The following is a 17,674-nucleotide window of genomic DNA, read 5'->3' as shown; positions in this document are numbered from 1 at the left end:
CGACAAGTGAAATAGGCTAGATAATTGAACAATTCACCTGATTATAATAGATAGCGGTTTACATTTCAAGAAGACTAGCATACGCGCTAGTCTTCTTAAGTTTACAGTTATTCATGTAGTTTTTTGTTGAGGAAAAATTTGCTCCTCATTTTGTACTCTTTTTTCACTAATATTTATTTAATAAAGAGTCTGTTATCAATTATTCACAGTAAATAGTTAGATAGATATATCTTGGTGATCTTCATAATTTAACAATTGCTTATGATTATAAAACTTCTCAAAAATGATGCCCATTAAATAGTAAAATACTAAGCCAAAACATAAATGAATAAGTGTAAATTTAATACCAAATGAAGCAAGTTCATAGATAACTACAGGTAATTTAGCCGTTGTCCAAACTCCTAAAAAGAAAACAACATAGCGAATACTTGCTCCTTTTTTCAATAAAAGTACGGCAATCGGAAAAGCTAGGTATAGAGGACCAGCTGCAATACCTCCTAGTAAGAGAGCAAACAGAACACCGTAAATACCAGATTTATCTCCCATATATTTAATAAGGGTTTCTTTCTTAACCCATTTATCAAGTAAGCCAACAAAAATTAAAACAGGTGGGAGAAGAAACAGCATATTTAAAATACTACTTCCAGTTAAATGAAATGCTTTCATTCCAAGTGAGTGGTTTATTAAGGTTAGAACGATTAACGCTAGTAATAAAATAAAAAAGAAACGATATTTTTTTAATTGACTCATACCATCACCAACCAAATAATATATGCAAATAAAAGAGACATTAAAAGTCCACTTGCATTACGTGCAAATGCAAAACTTCTTCCAAATAATTTTTGTTCCATCGGTAATGTGATAATTCCTACTGACATTAATGTTGACATTAACACTGCTACTTGTGGTAATCCAGCACCATTTTGGACTAATGTTTCTCCAAGAGGAAAAACGATAAAACTTGGAATTAGTCCAACAGAACCAATTAATGTAGATAGTATAATTCCTTTCACCCCAGAGTGTTCTCCAATAATTGATGAAACCATTGTAGGCGTTAAAAAGGATAAGGATAGTCCTATAAATAACATAATAGTTAAAATTTCAGGTAAAATATTGCAAAACATTCTCCAAGATTTTAATAGAGCTTCCTTCGTTTTATTTCGATCTTTTATAAATGAAATAATAGTAAGAATTATTGCTAAACTGTATAGGATCGAAGCATTAATCATGATTCTTCTCCTTCTTTCCATTCATGGAATTTGTTTATGAAAAATGTTAAATTCTTAAGCTTTTCTTCAATGTTTATTTGAAATTCCTTCAATTTTTCTTTTCCAACTTCAGTAATTTTGTACATCTTAATCGGTTTATCTTGCTCTGATGTACCTAAATAAGATTCAACAGCACCTTCAGTCTCTAATTGCTTTAAAGTTCGATATAAGATCGAACTGTCTATCGGATTTATTGGTAGTTCTTCCTCACACTTCTGCAAAAGCTTCCCGCCATAACTGTCTCCCTCTGTTAAAAACAATAAAAGAAACGCACCAGTATGTCGGCCTGTATGTTTCATTTATTAAACCTCCTATATTCGTATAATTTCCTCACAATTATTTTAAACTGTTATTAATAGTATACTGTTATTAACAGTAATATGTTACTAACAGTATAAAAAATCTGTAAAGTTAATTCAACTCAAACTTAATAAAAACTTTTTCTTTCCGTGTTGGTGAGGGTTTGGATGATTTAGGAGTCGTATCAGAATTTTTTATACGCGACGATTCCTTTTTTACGATTTATAAAATGTAAGGATAATTTCTTAAATTATAATATAATAAAAAACAACAATAATTTATTGTGAAACGATAAATTATATGGTAAATTCAAAGTGGAAATAAATTAGTGAGGTGCTTTTATGAAACGAGGGTCAACTCTCTTTTTAAAACTAGTCGTGATTCTTATTGGACTCCCAGTTCTTGCATTGTGTCTATTTGTGGTTCCGAAGATTGCAGAATTTGCTGCAGAACTGTATCCGAATATTGCTTTAATGAAATATTTTATTTTTATCGATCTATATGCTGCAGCGATTCCTTTCTATTTTGCTCTTTATCAAGCTTTTAAACTTTTAAGCTACATAGATAAAAACAAAGCATTCTCGGAATTATCGGTTAACGCATTAAAGAAAATAAAATTTAGCGCAATCGCAATCAGTGTATTGTATGTACTAGGGTTACCACTTTTTTATTTAATTGCTGATATGGATGACGCTCCAGGATTTATGGTTATTGGCATGGTCTTGATTTTTGCTTCATTGGTAATTGCAGTTTTTGCAGCGGTTCTAGAAAGGCTCTTGAAAGAAGCAATTGATATAAAAGCAGAAAATGATTTAACAGTCTGAGGTGAAGAACATGGCAATTATTATCAATATTGACGTAATGTTGGCAAAAAGGAAAATGAGTGTAACTCAGCTTTCGGAAAAGGTTGGAATTACAATGGCGAATCTTTCGATATTGAAAAACGGTAAGGCAAAAGCGATTCGATTTGCAACTTTAGAAGCGATTTGTAAGGCCTTAGACTGTCAACCTGGAGATATTTTAGAGTATCAAATTGATGAAGAAAACAATAGTTAGTTGAGATTAATATTAATTTATGAAGGAGAGCTAATTGTGAATTTAATACTTCCAAAGGCTGAGTCACATTTTATAAGAGCGTTCAAACAACTTGTTCGATTTGGTTGGGAGCAGGCTTTATCATGTATTTTTCCTGTTGTAATTTTTGCCTCTTTAGCTTTTACTAAAATTGTTCCACTGCCATTACTACCACGATATGATTGGTTACTTTTGATTTGTATTTTGATGCAATGGTTAATGGTGCGTACTAAGCTTGAAACATTGGATGAATTAAAGGTCATCACACTTTTTCACCTAATTGGACTTGCGCTTGAACTTTTTAAGGTACATATGGGCTCTTGGGCTTATCCGGGGGAAGGATACTCCAAATTATTTGGAGTGCCACTATATAGTGGTTTTATGTACGCAAGTGTTGCAAGTTATTTATGTCAAGCATGGAGAAGGTTGAATGTTGAACTAGTTAATTGGCCACCATTTTTTGTAGTTGCTTCACTTGCAACAGCAATTTATTTGAATTTCTTTACTCACCATTTTTTGATTGACGTTCGTTGGTGGTTATCAGGGCTTGTCATAATTGTTTTTTGGAAATCTTGGGTCACTTATGAAGTTAATGGAACCAGGTACCGTATGCCAATTGCACTATCTTTCGTGCTAATTGGATTTTTTATTTGGATAGCCGAAAATATTGCTACCTTTTTTGGTGCTTGGCAATATCCTAATCAGTCAGTTGCATGGAGTTTAGTTCATCTAGGTAAAGTAAGTTCATGGCTCTTATTAGTAATTGTAAGCTTTCTGATCGTAGCTACGTTAAAGAGAATTAAAGGAAAGAACACTAAAAAAGCAAAAATGTAGAAGTATGTATGTTTGGCATCATAAAAAAAATAACCTGTATCTAAGATTAACTAGTAATCAGATACAGGTTTATTTAATAATTTGGATCGTTAGTATATTTCAATAAGATGCCTAAACCTAATATACTTTCTACTTACCGATAAGACTCATAAACCCTTTGTAAATTAGGAAAAGGGAGAAAATTAAAATAGCTAAAATACCAATTAAATCTGTTAATGGCTCTACACTTGATAAGAATGTGCCTGCTAAAGGCATTTTGATTAAAGCGAAACCAGCAATAATACTAGCTAACATTAAAAAAATTCTTTCCATTCATTCATCCCTCCATTCAATATATTTTATGTGCAAGTAAAATGTAAGTGCTTTCAAAGACAACTTTTTATAAAAAATGTGCGTTTGTCACGGTAAATAAGAGATCGTTTTCATATTAATTCACTTTAGGAAATTAAGAGGAGTTCGAATTAATCGATATAATCTATTTGTTAATGCGTGCTTAAATGATCTATGGAATTTCATTGGAAAAGGACAAGGATTTACTGGACATCAAGCATCAAACCTATTAAATTCAAATACTATGTAAAATAGACAATTATTTAGGGGGATTTAATGAAAAGAGTTAGTCTGTTCAAACTATCGTTTATCATATTGCCTTTACTACTTGTCGCTTGTCGTTTCACCCATTCAGAAAGTCAATCAATTATAGATTGGGTAGACTTTGTTAGGTGGAACGGGGTTGAGTACAATGGCATACAATCAGGAATTTTAGCTAATGAAGAATTTATTGATGAAAAAGTAGGGGAAGTAAAATTCAGGGTAGCAGATCATGTTACAAATCCCAGTTATAAAATAAAAGATGGAGATGCTGCATTCCATGAGAAAGGAACAGAAATTTATACAATCAAGGGTAATCCTGAATTAATTGCCTTAAGAGACAAAACTGCAATAAATGGATATAGAATCTATTATGCAAAAGGAACAACTGATTATAAGTGGTATTTTAAAGACGTACCAATCGAAAAAGTAGATCTGATTGAAATCTACCAATCTTATTCACCTAACAGGAAAAAGATATCAGAGATTAAACACAAAGAAAAAATAGTTAACTTTCTGGATATCTTAAAGAATAGTAAGGAAGATTCAAATTTTCAACCAAATAATGATCAGACAGATTCTATTCACTATGAAATTGTATTGTATACAGATGAACCAATCGCTTTTAAGTATACGATTGAATTTGACGGTGCTAACTACTACTGGTATCCGTGGGACACTTCAATTTTGTCAAATGAGATTGGAAAATTTATACCAAAGTAATGTTTTAAATTCTCATATACACCTATATTTATATACAAAAATTAACTCGCTAAATAGTATAGCGAGTTTTTGCTTTACTTAATAAACCCACTATAAAGGAAAAAACTTAAATTAATTATGTGCAACCCAGGAAAATCTAGTCATCAAATACAACTAGTAAAATATGTGAAATAGATGAAACTTGAAATGTTTTTTATATTAAACTACTTCTAAAAATGGTAAAATATGGTTATATCATATTGGAAAGCGGATCTTTTTTACGGAGGGGCCAAATTGAGAAAGCCATATATATTTTTGATATGCGTAGCAATCCTAGCTTTATGCTTAGGTGGATTTTATTTTGAAAAAATGAAGTATACCAAAGGAAAAAATGAAATATGGATTGGATATAACTACACAAATTTTGGGGAAAATGTAATCAAATTTAAACCAGTAAAAGTAGAAAAACAAGCAAAATTAAATCAATTAGAAGAAATATTTTTATTTAGTAAAAAAATAGAAAAACCAATTGTTGATTTAGCTAAATATGATGTTCAGTTATCATTCAGAAGTCCATTAGATAAAACAGTTGAATATAGTTCATTACTTTGGTTCACAAAAAGTGGTGCTATCATAAAAATTAATGGATTTAATGGATATCGAAGCGTTGGGATTGAGAATGCAAAATCAATAAAAACTATAATAAAATACATAGATTTGTAATGATTAAATAATGTTTTAGTAAATGAGTTGTGTTGGCAGCTTATTTTTTTGATGTTATAGGGAAGAATTGGTTGGACAATTAGTAGTAGCAGAAATGATATAATATTGTAGTGGTCTAAAAAGTATAAATGTTAGATTAATATTGTGTACTATTTTAGTATTTCTTAAAAAATTTTTCAAAAAAGGAAACAATGTAGTGGGAATGTGAAGAAAGGGAGTGTAAAACAGTGGAATTGGAAGCTGTTATGCAGGAGCTAGAAGCACTTGGTAAGGAAAGGACAAAAAAGACATACATAAGTAACGGGGCACATGAACCACTATTTGGAGTGGCAACAGGCGCAATGAAGCCGATTGCTAAAAAAATTAATTTTGATCAACAATTAGCGAATCAATTATATGCAACAGGTAATTACGATGCGATGTATTTTGCGGGTATTATTGCAGAGCCTTTGAAAATGACTGAAGAAGACTTTGAAAGTTGGATTGATGGAGCTTATTTCTATATGCTTTCAGACTATGTAGTTGCAGTTACTTTAGCTGAAGCTGATATTGCGCAAGAGGTAGCCGATAAATGGATTGCAAGCGGAGATGAACTTAAAATGTCAGCTGGTTGGAGCTGTTATTGTTGGCTTTTAGGGAATCGCTCGGATACTGAATTTGATGCAATCAAGATTTCAAAACTGCTTGACCAGGTGAGAGATACAATCCATGAATCTCCAGAACGAACAAAATCTGCGATGAATAATTTTGTATATACAGTAGCAATTTCATATGTACCTCAACATGAAAAAGCTGTTGAAACTGCAAAAGCAATTGGACCAGTCGAAATGAAAAAGGACAAGAAAAAAAGCACCATTTTACTTTGTTCTGAAAAAATTCAAAAAGATTTAGAAAAAGGTTTATTAGGATTTAAACGAAAACATGTAAGGTGTTAAAGTATCACATTATTTTTTTGAAATTTTCAAAAAAAAAGCTGAATCATTATCTCGATTCAGCTTTTTCTTTAATTTTGATATGACTTTTTTCCATTTTTGAAAATAAAAAAGTAACTGATGAAGATAATGAGAATTAAACCTAAACTAATAAAGACTCCCATTCTTTGAGTTGCATGAACTAATCCGCCTGAGACTCCAACTAGTATTAATAGAATGCCTAAGTAAGAAGTGAAGGGGTAACCGAACATTTTAAAATGATCATTATTAACTCTTTCTTTTCTTAGTTTAATTTGTGATGATAAGATTGTTGTCCAATTCAAAATCATCATAACGCCTGCTGCGGTAGTTATATATTCATATATTTTTCCCGGTAGAATAAAAGATAATATTAAAGAAATAGCTACTGCAAACCCCGTTAGAAATAATGCTTTTAAAGCAGTTCCTCGCTTGTCCCTGTTTGCTATTCTCCTTGGGGCCTCATCATCTTCCGCTAAAGAAACCATAATGTTAGTAACTGAGAAAAGAGACCCCACCATCGTTGATAAAGCAGCACTAATAATAATTAAGTTGAAAAAGGAATCGATATAAGGAAAATGAAAAATCGATAAAGCTGAAACGAAGGGACTTTTTGATGCGTTAATTTTTGACCAAGGTACCATCATTAGTACAAAGAAAATAGATGAAATATACACAGCAACTAGTGCAATGAGCATTCCGATTCCCGCTTTTGGAATTTCTTCTCTATTTTTCAATTCAGATGAAGCGATTCCAATTATTTCTATGCCTCCAAAAGAAAAAAATACAAATATTAAAGCTGACCACATTCCTTTCATTCCGGTTGCTAAAAATGGGTGAATGCTGTTTAAACCTTTAACTGAAGTAGATTCTGGGGTAATAATTTGGGATATTAATAATATCCCAAATAAAATAAAGATAACTAAAGTAGATAATTTTATTATGGCGAAAATCGATTCTATTTTCCCAAAATTTTTGACTCCTAAAAGATTAATAGCGAATGCAATAATGACAAAGAAAACTGTAAAAATCCAAAGAGGAACATTCGGAAACCAAAATTTAGCAAAGGTTCCAAGTGCTACAGCTTCACTGGAGATTATAAATACACCAGATAACCAATACATCCAACCAGATACAAATCCCATCGAGTTACCAAATGCTTTTTTCGCGTACGTTCTAAAAGAGCCTGGCTCTGGGTCGGCTACTGTCATTTCCGCAAGTGCACTAAATACAAAAAAGGCGGTGATTCCCCCAATTATGTAATTTAGTAATATTGCTGGACCTGCTATTTGGATCGATAAACCAGTACCTAAAAAGAAACCTGCCCCAATGATCGATCCAATTCCGATCAAAGAAAGCTGCCACCAAGAAAGTTTAGATATTTTTCCCTTTTCAAGATTATCCCTTTTTTTGTCAAGTACTGCCTGCTTTATCGAATGTTTATTATCCATTTAAAAGATCTCCTTAATTTTAATCAATACTAGTTATACATTCCCAATTTGTATAAAATTAAAACAGTTATTTTAGAATTATTTCTATAAAACTAGAGCATCAATGCCAGTCTATAATTGGTTATGGATCAGTATCAATTTATTGTTGAATAAAAAAATAAGAGCCGAACACCGGCTCTCATTTTACTCTTAAGAAGACTAGTTAAAAAAAGGATAGAGATGAGAAGGTGTTACTTAACTTTTTATAAAATTGGAAAATCTTATTAACAGCTTGGTGATATGCTTTATTAAAAGACGTGTTATTATTTAACACATTTTCCGCGGCTTCAGGTGTTGAATTGGTGTTAAATTTTGTGTAAGTTTAAAGGAATAATCCCTAAATATCTAGATGGGTTTGTTTACCAATTGATATTACGACTGAGTGTTCACTATTTCCAAATGCTTCAAAACATAACTTATAAAAATCAATTGAGCGGTTAAAAACAGTTCCAAGAGAAATATTTATAGGACTATTTATAGTAGAAAGGTCAAAGGAATCCTGATGTATTGGAGAACCGATAGATGGGCCGACAAATTTATATGTATGATTAAAGACTTCCCCATCAGGTTGAAACTCTCTAGTTGTATATACGATTGTTAATGGGGCAGGATTACAAAAAACTTCATAATATGAATTGATCTCTATACCATATTTTTTCTTAATTTTTAATGACAGATTTTTAAATTCATCATTAATCGGTTTAATGATCTTCAGGAAAATTCTTTGACTGCTTATCCAACATTTTATCTAATGTTTCTTTTGTCTTTGCAAAAGAAGGTACAAAAACTGATTGCGGTAAGATTAAGAATTTGAGCAAGTAAACGTCCACAACTAAACATTGAATCGTGTATGATATTAAACGAAATGCTCTCCTTTAATCTGTTCAAAAACACTAGGTATATCGACTTCTGCTGTATATAATAGACCATTGATTCGTTCTAGTAAGCGAGTTCGACCACCTGAGAGAAAGGCTTTAATAAATTTTTGTTCATCAAATGTCCGCAATGTAGCTCCAGTCTTTTCAATTCGATCTCGAAAAGACTCTATCGAAAAGTAGCTAACCTCTTCACCACGTGACATAAGCTCTTCTACAACTCCTACAGTAGGATTGATATGCCCTTATGAGCCTCCATTAATAAATAAAACACGTGCCATTTCAAACATTCCTTGGTTCAATTTATACCTAAGATGATGAAAAAAGAAATTGTTAATAAATTACTAGATTTTGATAATCGAGAATAAATATAGATTATCTATTAATTTTTGTATATCAAATGCCTTCTATTAAATAGTAAAAAAGGGTGGAGTATATGAAAAAGGAGTCCATGTGACAGTAGCTGTTGACGTCTTTTACTTATATTTACCAACGAGTATTCTCGATTAATATACATTGGCATAAAGATCAAAACAATCCTACTATGAGCATAGAATAATATGTAAACATTTTTTCACTTCCAATAAAATAAAAGTACAATTCCAGGAAATCCAGTCTCAAGAACTAACTCTATTTCATTATATATAACACCTCAAAATACACAAAGTGCAATCTATACGGTATTTATTTCAACTACAATTTAATATTGGTGATTATTAAAGGTCTTCTTTCAGTAGAAGACCTTTTTTTATCCTAATTTGTACTACTTAATACAATAGTAAATTTAGAACCAAAATTTATTCTAATTTTATAAGTTAAAAATAAATAAAGTAAAAAGATTACTAGAATATAAAAAAATAGAGGAAGATCCTCTATAATAGTCGTACTTATAAACCGCCAAGTGCTTTAATCGTGGCAGGTCCTACAATTCCGTCCACTTTTAAATGCCGGTCTTTTTGAAATTTGCGCACGGCTTGGTCTGTATTGTTTCCAAATATGCCATCGACACCTTTTGTATTATAGCCGAGTGCTGTAAGCTTTTGTTGAAGCTTTTTAACTGTAGCTCCACGATTTCCCTTTTTTAAAACAGTTCCAGTTGGGATAACAGCATTTGAACCACCACTACTACTTGTTACTTTGTAACCATTTGCATTTGCTATTGAGTCAAATGATTTACTTGAAGTTGTAATGACAACAGGTGTGCTCAATTTTACTCTATCAAAAAGCCATTCTACTTCATTATCATACATTCTAACACAGCCATGGCTGACGTATTTTCCAATCGAACTTGGGTTATTGTTACCGTGGATAGCATATGTAGTTCCCCATGTACCACGAGCATTTAATCCAAGCCAACGGTTTCCGAGTGGATTCCTTGGATCACCGCCAGGAATATGACCTGTATAGTAAGGTCTATTCACAATCTTATTTACAATTTTAAACTTACCTTCTGGCGTCAGAGTTGGACTTTTACCAGTGGCTACTTTAAAAACTTTGTAGAGTTTACCATTTTCATAGTAAGCTAGTTGATTTGTTGATTTATTAATTATAATGAATTGAGATGTAGCTGCCTGGCTAGGTTTAATACCAATACCCACAAACATAAGACAGGTTAAAATTAAAACAGCAAGCCATTTTCTTAACAATACCATCCCTCCCGAATCATTTTTTCAAAGACTTAATCAATTAATCCTATGTTTGTAGAAGTTGTCCATTTGTCATTTTTTTTAAATATGCTTAAAATAACTAAAGAAAATGACATTTTTAATGAATTTTCATAGTTCTTTAAGTTTGTATTATTAGGGCGAAAAAAACGGAATGTAGTACGAATGACTTAATTAAGGAAAATGGTATAATGAAGTGGAGGTGAAAAGATAAAAATATATAATATATGCTACAACTATCATTACTAATCAACATTATTTTTGGTGGGACTTTTATCATTCATTTAATGAAAACGGGTGAATTCTTAATAGATCAAATTATTGGATTTTCAGTAGGGATCTTAATCCTATCTTTACTTTAATCTGGGGAAAATCTAGCAAACTTTCTTATGTCATAAAATTTAAGAAATCTAATATAACAAATTTCGAGTAATATAGTAGAATGAATATAAGTTTAAGAATTTATTATGTTCTTGAATTGTATAAGAAATTAGACTCTATATTTATGAATAAAAGTTAAATATGATAGTCTTTCAAGTATTTATTTAGGGAGGAACGATTTTGTTTAAACGTATTTCTTTCTTTATTTTTGTTAATATTTTAGTGTTAATTACAATTACTACGATTACAACATTATTAGGTGTACCTCGTTATATTGGTAATGGGGGATACTGGGCACTGCTCGCATTTAGTGTAATTGCAGGATTTAGTGGAGCGATCATTTCATTGTTATTCTCTCGGATAATGGCCAAATGGGTTATGGGTGTAAAAATAATTGATCCTCGTTCTCCACAAGTTGATCGATTTAATTTTGTACTAGAAGAGACTTATCGATTAGCAAAACTTGCTGGTTTGAAGAAAATGCCACAAGTGGGCGTATATGATTCAGTTGAAGTTAATGCTTTTGCTACAGGACCTAGTAAAAGACGATCATTAGTAGCTGTTTCTAGTGGAATGATTGAGACCATGGATCGCCAAGCGATTAGTGGTGTTTTAGCGCACGAAATTGCCCATATAAAAAATGGAGACATGGTAACTACAACTTTATTACAAGGTATAATTAACACTTTTGTCATTTTCTTCTCCCGTTTAGTGGCAAAAATTATTTCTAATTTTGTAAGAGAAGAGTTATCTTATGTAGTTTATTTTCTTTGTTCAGTTGTATTTGAGATCGTATTTAGTATTTTAAGTAGTCCAATAATTTTCTGGCATTCAAGAAAAAGGGAGTTTAAGGCTGACAGGTATGCAGCAGAACTAAGTGGAAAAGATAACATGATTCATGCTTTAGAATCATTAAATCGAAATATTAGATTAGTTGATGATCGTCAAAAATCGATTGCAGCTTTTAAAATAAGCGGAAAAGAGAAATTCGCAAGATTATTCTCAACGCATCCACCATTAGAAAAACGCATTGAACGGTTAAAATCATTATAAAAGCTAAAGGCTTTTTACATTTAACGATGTAAAAAGCCTTTTTTATTGCATAAAATTGAAAGAAGGATTTCATATAGTTTTAGGGAATATAGATACTAAAAAGATGAGGTGTACTTTAATTTGGAGAAAGATAAAATTGAAAAATTGAAGACAGCAGGAGTAATTTTAGGTACCTTTGTTTTAGCCCTCGGAATTATCATATCTATTTCTATTATTAATTTTAATCACGCTAAAGCACATCCCATTATTATCAAAATTCCTGAATCTGAAAGAATAATTACCCTAGTTAATAAAGAAGAATTAATGAACGTAGATTCAAATTTAAAAACTAATGTTTGTGAAGTTCTTGAACTTCCAAAAACAGATAATAAAAGTCAGTATCAAATTGTTTGTGATGATTCTGGGAAATACAGATTTACTGCCAAAGAAATAATAGACAAAAATTCTCACCCTGACTTGAAAGTCGGTGATACGGTTTACTTAACAATTTATAAAGACGGTAAAATAATGGTGAGAATAGATAATGAATAAGGATTTAGAAGTCTAAAAAATGTTTGAATGTTAAATACACATCTATCGGATTTATAATATGAATAAAGGAACTTCACAAATTACATGAAGTTCCTTTATATATTTTATTATAGTTTTTCTCCATTTGAAGCAATTACGTCTTTGTACCAGAAAAATGATTTTTTCTTCTTTCGTTCTAATGTTCCACTACTGTCGTCATGTTTATCGACGTAAATGAAACCATAACGTTTTGAGAACTCACCTGATGATGCACTAACAAGATCGATGCAACCCCAGCTAGTATAACCCATCAAATTAACGCCATCTTGAATTGCTTCTCCCATAGCATTAATATGCTCACGTAAATAATCAATTCGATAATCATCATTAATTGATCCATCATCTTCTACTTTGTCATATGCACCTAGGCCGTTTTCTACAACAAATAACGGTACTTGGTAACGATCATACAATTGATTTAAACTTATTCTTAAGCCTACTGGATCAATTTCCCAGCCCCAATCACTTGCTTTTAGGAATGGATTTTTAACGCCGCCAATCAGATTTCCTTGGGAGCTTTCTAAGTCGGATTTTTCTTTTTTCTCTGTTCTAGACATATAATAACTGAAGCCAATATAGTCAACAGTGCCTTCTTTAATTAATTCTAAATCCCCATCTTGCATTTCAATCTTAATATTGTTTTCTTTAAAGAAGCGTTTGATAAATGACGGATATTCGCCACGAACCTGAACGTCTGCACAGAAGTAATTAAAAAAGCGTTCTTCTTCAAGAGCATACATTACGTTTTTAGGATTCGAATCAAATGAATAAACTGGAGCATATAAAATCATACATCCAATTTGAGAATCTGGAATGATTTCATGACATGCTTTGACAGCAATACTACTTGCAACAAATTGATGATGAAATGCCTGAAATGTTGGTTGGTATTTATCTTTTTCTTCTTTTATTGAAAAACCAAGGCTCATAATTGGCATAATTAATCCACTATTAATTTCATTAAAAGTCATCCAATATTTTACTTTGTTTTTATAACGATTAAAGATTGTGTTCACATATCTTTCAAAGAAGGTTACTACTTCTCGATTTCTCCAACCGCCATATTGTTTTACAAGATTTACTGGCATTTCATAGTGTGAAATTGTAACAACTGGTTCAATGCCATGTTTGTGTAGTTCGTCAAAAACACGGTCATAGAAAGCCAAACCATCTTCATTTGCTTCTAATTCATTTCCATTTGGAAAGATTCTTGTCCAAGCAATTGACATTCGGAAAACTTTAAAACCCATTTCCGCAAATAAAGCAATATCTTCTTTATATCGGTGATAGAAATCGATTCCTTCGTGATTAGGATAATTATACTTTGAACGATCAATCTCAAAATTAAATCCAGGTGACTGTAAAATGTTCAGTCTTTCCTTTCCGCCTGGAAGAACATCGGCTATATTTAAACCTTTATTCCCTTCATAAAATCCGCCTTCCATTTGATTAGCAGCAGTAGCGCCACCCCATAAAAAATCTTTAGGAAACTTAAACTGATTCATTTTTTACCTCCTAATTTCTTTTTAATTTTTTACATAGGTCTATATTTTTAATTATTTAGAATATAAACGAATCATAACGTTAACGGAGATGTTAGTAAATAAGTGAATGGAATCTAGTTTCTATTCACAAAAGTAAATAATTGTTTCATAAATGTAACGCCTTGTTTTTTTATTTTGTATGTTAAGATAATAAATAGATTTACTATATTTATTACCTAATTATTAAAGGAGAACTATATAAAATGTTTTCAAATGATCAAATCGCGTCTTTTAATGAGTTAGAGTCATCTTTATATAATTATATTTCGCAAAATTTGGAAAAAGTTGCTTATATGCGTATACGTGAAATTGCAGATGAAACACATGTTTCAACTTCAACAATTTTACGTTTTTGTAGAAAACTAAATTGCGACGGTTTTTCTGAATTTAAAGTAAAGTTAAAAATGTATTTGGAAGAGGAGAAACGAACCTTTGTAAAAAGCGCTCAACATACGCTAGTGGAATTTTTTGAGAGATCTTTAAAAGGGGATATAGAAGATAAAGTGAAAGAAGCTGCTTTTGAAATAAACAAAGCTGAAAATGTAATTTTTATCGGAATAGGTAGCTCAGGTATACTTGCTGAATATGGTTCGAGGTATTTTTCAAGTTTAGGAAAGTTTTCACTTTATATAAAAGACCCACATTTTCCGATCCATTCAAAATTAACAAAAAATAGTATAGCAATCGCTTTGTCAGTCTCTGGAGAAACTATTTTCACAGTAAATCATCTTAATTTACTTAAACAAGAAGGTTGTAAAATTATTAGTATTACGAACAACAAATTATCAACAATAGCAAAAATTTCTGATCTAAATATTCCATATTATGTAACAGAAGAGTATTTTGAAAAAGCAAATATTACTACTCAAGTTCCTGTGGTCTATATAATTGAATCAATAGCGCGCGAAATTTATCGAATTAATCAATAAGTCAAATACTCTATGAATATTTTTACTCATTATAGGCAGGGATTTCTCCACAGACTAAAGGAGTATTAATTATGAAATTAATCGATCCCACATTACATAAAGATTGGGTAACTACATTCAAAATATGGTAAGAACAAATAAGCAAATTATATGGGGAATACCCATATCCTTGGAATTCAACAATTACAGAGCCGAATGGGAAGTTTAGTTAATTTTTAATAATGAAGTATTTGAAATGATTAAGAACAAAACTGTTCTAGATGTAGGGTGTTGACATGGAGAATTTACTATGAAATACAATGAAAAAGCAAAAGAAATGGTAGGATTGGATCTTAAATCAAAAAAACCAAATGTGTCTTTTATTGTTGGCAGTACATAAAAACGGATTACTTTTTTAATCAATTGATCGTGAGTAACGAATTTTAAAAACGATAAAACAAAGAGTTGAATTAAGAGAGTTTGAAAATGTAGAAATACAAGTTATTTATAGTTTTGAATGTTTACATAAGCTACTTCGAATTACTGATTGTTATTCCACTTTTTTTATTTATAAATCGTATAAAAATTTATAGGTTTTAATAATTAAAGTATCTAAAATAATGCTAAAAAAGAAAAATAAAATTGAGGAAAATACCAAAAATAGGAAACAATAAACATTAAGTACTAAAATACATAAATAAAGATTGAACTAAATACGAAAGGAGAATTTTATGAATATAAAATTCTTGTTTATATTAAATGATTATATACCTACAGAACCGGCTTATGTTGCCAATACTGGAAAATATATAGATGGTTCTTTAAATATCTATTTAAATGAAACTTTATTTTTTCATGATCCGAATTTAAATCTAACTGAGTTTGCGAGTCAATTAAGTGAATGGGTTCAAAAGGTAGAAAATGGATCAAGAGATAACATGAATTATGAATCGATTAATCGAAATGAAGATCTTATGAACTTCCTATATAAAGGAGATGACAAGTGGGGGATTTATTCGGTGTGGCAAATGTTTGAACCGACAGGATATATTAATACAGATGAATTAGTTGAGTCAGTGAATAGGTTTCTTACTGCGTTAAATGATGGACTTATTGAAATCAATTATGATTATACGCTTGATAAATTTAATCAGTAATTTTTATTATAAGAGTTGCAAGAGTAACTCTTTTTTTTAGTACATTTTGATAGGGCAGGGTAAAATTTTACCTTGTGTTTTTTTATAAATTTTAATTAAAAAATCACTTTTACCATGAAGATAAAAGTGATGTGCACCTGTTTGCCAATACCACCAAGAAAACAAGGTTAATACAGGGTATGATACGAAATTGGAAAAGTTCATTTTTCCTGGATGGTAATAATTTACTTATTAGTTAATAATAGGAATTTATGGATTGAAGATGATCATGGGGAGTAATTGAGATTTTTATTTTTATCAAGTAATTATCTAATTTCTTAAGTTATCTGTTAAAATTATTCGTAAGTTTCATCATAAAAGGTGAAATCAACTTATGATGAAAGTCACGGATAGATTTTTAAACAATAAAGCTCTGAATAAGGGCTTTTTATAGTTTAGAAATTAAAATCACTTCATTAAAATGCTACCACACTTATTCAATATGAAACTGGGGGAATATCTAATGTGTCAAAAAAGAATTAGAGATTATGGTGTTAATATTGGGTACCTAGAAACTGGAAAACTAAATTCTATTACAGATGTTGAAGGGGTTATAGTAGGTCATGTAACGATCAGCAATCAAGACATCCATACAGGTGTTACAGCAATTTTACCTCATCAAGAAAATCTATTTAAGGACAAGTTAATCGCGTCTTCGCATGTTATAAATGGGTTTGGTAAGTCGATGGGAACGATTCAGATTAATGAGTTAGGAACGATCGAAACGCCAATTATTTTAACAAATACGCTAAGCATCGGGACAGCTGCAGACGCTTTAATTGAATATATGTTAGAACGTAATCCAGAAATAGGTCGTACGACAGGTACTGTTAACCCAGTAATTTGTGAGTGTAATGATATGCTTTTAAATGATATACGAGCTAGATACATAACGAAAGAACATGTTTTTCAAGCATTAAATAACGCTTCTTCAGATGTGAAAGAAGGAACTGTTGGAGCAGGAACTGGAATGCTTTGTTATTCATTAAAAGGTGGGATTGGTACGTCTTCGCGAGTAATGAAGATGGAACATGGTACATATACAATGGGTGTTTTAGTCTTATCTAACTTTGGGATTTTAAGCGATTTAAAAGTAAATGGAAAACCTATTGGAGCGGAATTGCGAGACCATATTTTAAAAGAACGAGACGAACAAGATAAGGGTTCAATCATTATGATTGTTGCAACTGACCTTCCCGTATCTGAAAGGCAGCTAAATCGTATAATTAAAAGAACCATTACCGGTTTATCAAGAACGGGCTCAATTATTACAACGGGAAGCGGTGAAGTCGTCATTGGCTTTTCAACTGCAACAAAAATACCTCATGAAAAAACAGCGCATTGCATTACGGTTCCGACTATACATGAAGAAGATATTGATCTAGCGTTTAGAGCAGTAGGAGAAGCAACAGAAGAAGCAGTTTTAAACTCATTAGTAACAGCTACACATATTGTTGGAAGAGATGGAAATGAAAGACCAGCTTTTAAAGATTTAGTAGAAAAATACAATATTAACTTAATATAGATTATGGAATTCAAAAATCTTACTAG

Annotated in this window: 18 protein-coding genes and 1 pseudogene; 11 read left to right on the top strand and 8 right to left on the bottom strand. The window is 31.1% G+C overall.

The window, feature by feature from the left end:
* Positions 1–216 precede the first annotated feature (216 nt).
* Genes MY490_RS13695 through MY490_RS13685 form a run of 3 tightly spaced genes read right to left on the bottom strand, consistent with a single transcriptional unit; the run spans position 217 to position 1,567 of the window.
* Positions 217–750, bottom strand: a complete 534-nt coding sequence (locus MY490_RS13695; RefSeq protein ID WP_248266226.1) for a permease — start codon at positions 748–750, stop codon at positions 217–219.
* Entirely contained in the window at positions 747–1,229 is a 483-nt protein-coding gene (locus MY490_RS13690; RefSeq protein ID WP_248266225.1) for a hypothetical protein, read from the bottom strand. Before MY490_RS13690 ends, MY490_RS13695 begins: the two co-directional genes overlap by 4 nt.
* Complete coding sequence (locus MY490_RS13685) at positions 1,226–1,567, bottom strand: PadR family transcriptional regulator (RefSeq protein WP_248266224.1); 342 nt, start codon at positions 1,565–1,567, stop codon at positions 1,226–1,228. The genes MY490_RS13690 and MY490_RS13685 overlap by 4 nt, the downstream gene beginning before the upstream one ends.
* Before the next feature lie 342 nt (positions 1,568–1,909).
* On the opposite strand from MY490_RS13685, the gene MY490_RS13680 reads away from it, so the two are divergent.
* The 3 genes from MY490_RS13680 to MY490_RS13670 all read left to right on the top strand — a co-directional run bounded on the left by MY490_RS13680 (position 1,910) and on the right by MY490_RS13670 (position 3,476).
* A complete protein-coding gene (locus tag MY490_RS13680) occupies positions 1,910–2,392 on the top strand; it encodes a DUF2975 domain-containing protein (RefSeq protein ID WP_248266223.1) in 483 nt (160 codons plus the stop codon).
* A gap of 10 nt (positions 2,393–2,402) precedes the next feature.
* A complete protein-coding gene (locus tag MY490_RS13675) occupies positions 2,403–2,624 on the top strand; it encodes a helix-turn-helix domain-containing protein (RefSeq protein ID WP_248266222.1) in 222 nt (73 codons plus the stop codon).
* Positions 2,625–2,696: 72 nt separating this feature from the next.
* A complete protein-coding gene (locus MY490_RS13670; RefSeq protein WP_248269375.1) occupies positions 2,697–3,476 on the top strand; it encodes a DUF817 domain-containing protein in 780 nt (259 codons plus the stop codon).
* Between the two features lie 129 nt (positions 3,477–3,605).
* Here the strand turns inward: MY490_RS13670 and MY490_RS13665 are convergent, their stop codons facing one another.
* Positions 3,606–3,788, bottom strand: coding sequence for a hypothetical protein (locus MY490_RS13665; RefSeq protein WP_248266221.1), 183 nt, complete (start codon positions 3,786–3,788; stop codon positions 3,606–3,608).
* Between the two features lie 294 nt (positions 3,789–4,082).
* Between MY490_RS13665 and MY490_RS13660 the strand changes: the two genes are divergently transcribed.
* From MY490_RS13660 to MY490_RS13650, 3 genes are all read left to right on the top strand, one after another.
* The gene (locus MY490_RS13660; RefSeq protein WP_248266220.1) at positions 4,083–4,790 is read left to right on the top strand and encodes a hypothetical protein; all 708 of its coding nucleotides are present in this window, start codon (positions 4,083–4,085) and stop codon (positions 4,788–4,790) included.
* Between the two features lie 273 nt (positions 4,791–5,063).
* Complete coding sequence (locus MY490_RS13655) at positions 5,064–5,492, top strand: hypothetical protein (protein ID WP_248266219.1); 429 nt, start codon at positions 5,064–5,066, stop codon at positions 5,490–5,492.
* Between the two features lie 245 nt (positions 5,493–5,737).
* Positions 5,738–6,427, top strand: coding sequence for a DNA alkylation repair protein (locus MY490_RS13650; RefSeq protein ID WP_432707080.1), 690 nt, complete (start codon positions 5,738–5,740; stop codon positions 6,425–6,427).
* A gap of 68 nt (positions 6,428–6,495) precedes the next feature.
* Here MY490_RS13650 and MY490_RS13645 read toward each other — a convergent pair whose 3' ends face one another.
* From MY490_RS13645 to MY490_RS13635, 3 genes and pseudogenes are all read right to left on the bottom strand, one after another.
* Positions 6,496–7,893, bottom strand: coding sequence for an amino acid permease (locus MY490_RS13645; RefSeq protein WP_248266217.1), 1,398 nt, complete (start codon positions 7,891–7,893; stop codon positions 6,496–6,498).
* Between the two features lie 385 nt (positions 7,894–8,278).
* Positions 8,279–9,046: pseudogene (locus MY490_RS13640) on the bottom strand (macrolide family glycosyltransferase); the annotation flags it as partial.
* Between the two features lie 648 nt (positions 9,047–9,694).
* Positions 9,695–10,453, bottom strand: a complete 759-nt coding sequence (locus tag MY490_RS13635; RefSeq protein WP_248266216.1) for a L,D-transpeptidase family protein — start codon at positions 10,451–10,453, stop codon at positions 9,695–9,697.
* Between the two features lie 579 nt (positions 10,454–11,032).
* Here MY490_RS13635 and htpX point away from each other — a divergent pair.
* Together htpX and MY490_RS13625 are read left to right on the top strand one after the other, a co-directional pair.
* The gene (gene htpX / locus MY490_RS13630; RefSeq protein WP_248266215.1) at positions 11,033–11,905 is read left to right on the top strand and encodes a protease HtpX; all 873 of its coding nucleotides are present in this window, start codon (positions 11,033–11,035) and stop codon (positions 11,903–11,905) included.
* A 120-nt stretch (positions 11,906–12,025) separates the two neighbouring features.
* Entirely contained in the window at positions 12,026–12,436 is a 411-nt protein-coding gene (locus MY490_RS13625; RefSeq protein ID WP_248266214.1) for a hypothetical protein, read from the top strand.
* A 107-nt stretch (positions 12,437–12,543) separates the two neighbouring features.
* Here MY490_RS13625 and MY490_RS13620 read toward each other — a convergent pair whose 3' ends face one another.
* On the bottom strand, positions 12,544–13,980 hold the full coding sequence (locus tag MY490_RS13620) for a glycoside hydrolase family 1 protein (RefSeq protein WP_248266213.1): 1,437 nt from the start codon (positions 13,978–13,980) through the stop codon (positions 12,544–12,546).
* Positions 13,981–14,222: 242 nt separating this feature from the next.
* Between MY490_RS13620 and MY490_RS13615 the strand changes: the two genes are divergently transcribed.
* From MY490_RS13615 to MY490_RS13605, 3 genes are all read left to right on the top strand, one after another.
* Positions 14,223–14,948 (top strand): MurR/RpiR family transcriptional regulator, encoded by a 726-nt coding sequence (locus MY490_RS13615; RefSeq protein ID WP_248266212.1) that lies wholly within the window; start codon positions 14,223–14,225, stop codon positions 14,946–14,948.
* Positions 14,949–15,658: 710 nt separating this feature from the next.
* The gene (locus tag MY490_RS13610) at positions 15,659–16,084 is read left to right on the top strand and encodes a DUF7878 domain-containing protein (RefSeq protein WP_248266211.1); all 426 of its coding nucleotides are present in this window, start codon (positions 15,659–15,661) and stop codon (positions 16,082–16,084) included.
* A gap of 502 nt (positions 16,085–16,586) precedes the next feature.
* The gene (locus MY490_RS13605) at positions 16,587–17,648 is read left to right on the top strand and encodes a DmpA family aminopeptidase (RefSeq protein WP_248266210.1); all 1,062 of its coding nucleotides are present in this window, start codon (positions 16,587–16,589) and stop codon (positions 17,646–17,648) included.
* Positions 17,649–17,674 lie beyond the last annotated feature (26 nt).

This window comes from Gottfriedia acidiceleris (assembly GCF_023115465.1).
Lineage (GTDB): Bacteria > Bacillota > Bacilli > Bacillales > Bacillaceae_G > Gottfriedia > Gottfriedia acidiceleris_B.
Note: the sequence above shows the minus strand (reverse complement) of the source record. Positions and strands in the feature narration are given on the sequence as shown.

Coding starts and splice junctions, on each gene's coding strand:
- MY490_RS13695 (WP_248266226.1), bottom strand. CDS start 750: ATGAGTCAATTAAAAAAATATCGTTTCTTTTTTATTTTATTACTAGCG.
- MY490_RS13690 (WP_248266225.1), bottom strand. CDS start 1,229: ATGATTAATGCTTCGATCCTATACAGTTTAGCAATAATTCTTACTATT.
- MY490_RS13685 (WP_248266224.1), bottom strand. CDS start 1,567: ATGAAACATACAGGCCGACATACTGGTGCGTTTCTTTTATTGTTTTTA.
- MY490_RS13680 (WP_248266223.1), top strand. CDS start 1,910: ATGAAACGAGGGTCAACTCTCTTTTTAAAACTAGTCGTGATTCTTATT.
- MY490_RS13675 (WP_248266222.1), top strand. CDS start 2,403: ATGGCAATTATTATCAATATTGACGTAATGTTGGCAAAAAGGAAAATG.
- MY490_RS13665 (WP_248266221.1), bottom strand. CDS start 3,788: ATGGAAAGAATTTTTTTAATGTTAGCTAGTATTATTGCTGGTTTCGCT.
- MY490_RS13660 (WP_248266220.1), top strand. CDS start 4,083: ATGAAAAGAGTTAGTCTGTTCAAACTATCGTTTATCATATTGCCTTTA.
- MY490_RS13650 (WP_432707080.1), top strand. CDS start 5,738: ATGCAGGAGCTAGAAGCACTTGGTAAGGAAAGGACAAAAAAGACATAC.
- MY490_RS13645 (WP_248266217.1), bottom strand. CDS start 7,893: ATGGATAATAAACATTCGATAAAGCAGGCAGTACTTGACAAAAAAAGG.
- MY490_RS13620 (WP_248266213.1), bottom strand. CDS start 13,980: ATGAATCAGTTTAAGTTTCCTAAAGATTTTTTATGGGGTGGCGCTACT.
- MY490_RS13615 (WP_248266212.1), top strand. CDS start 14,223: ATGTTTTCAAATGATCAAATCGCGTCTTTTAATGAGTTAGAGTCATCT.
- MY490_RS13610 (WP_248266211.1), top strand. CDS start 15,659: ATGAATATAAAATTCTTGTTTATATTAAATGATTATATACCTACAGAA.
- MY490_RS13605 (WP_248266210.1), top strand. CDS start 16,587: ATGTGTCAAAAAAGAATTAGAGATTATGGTGTTAATATTGGGTACCTA.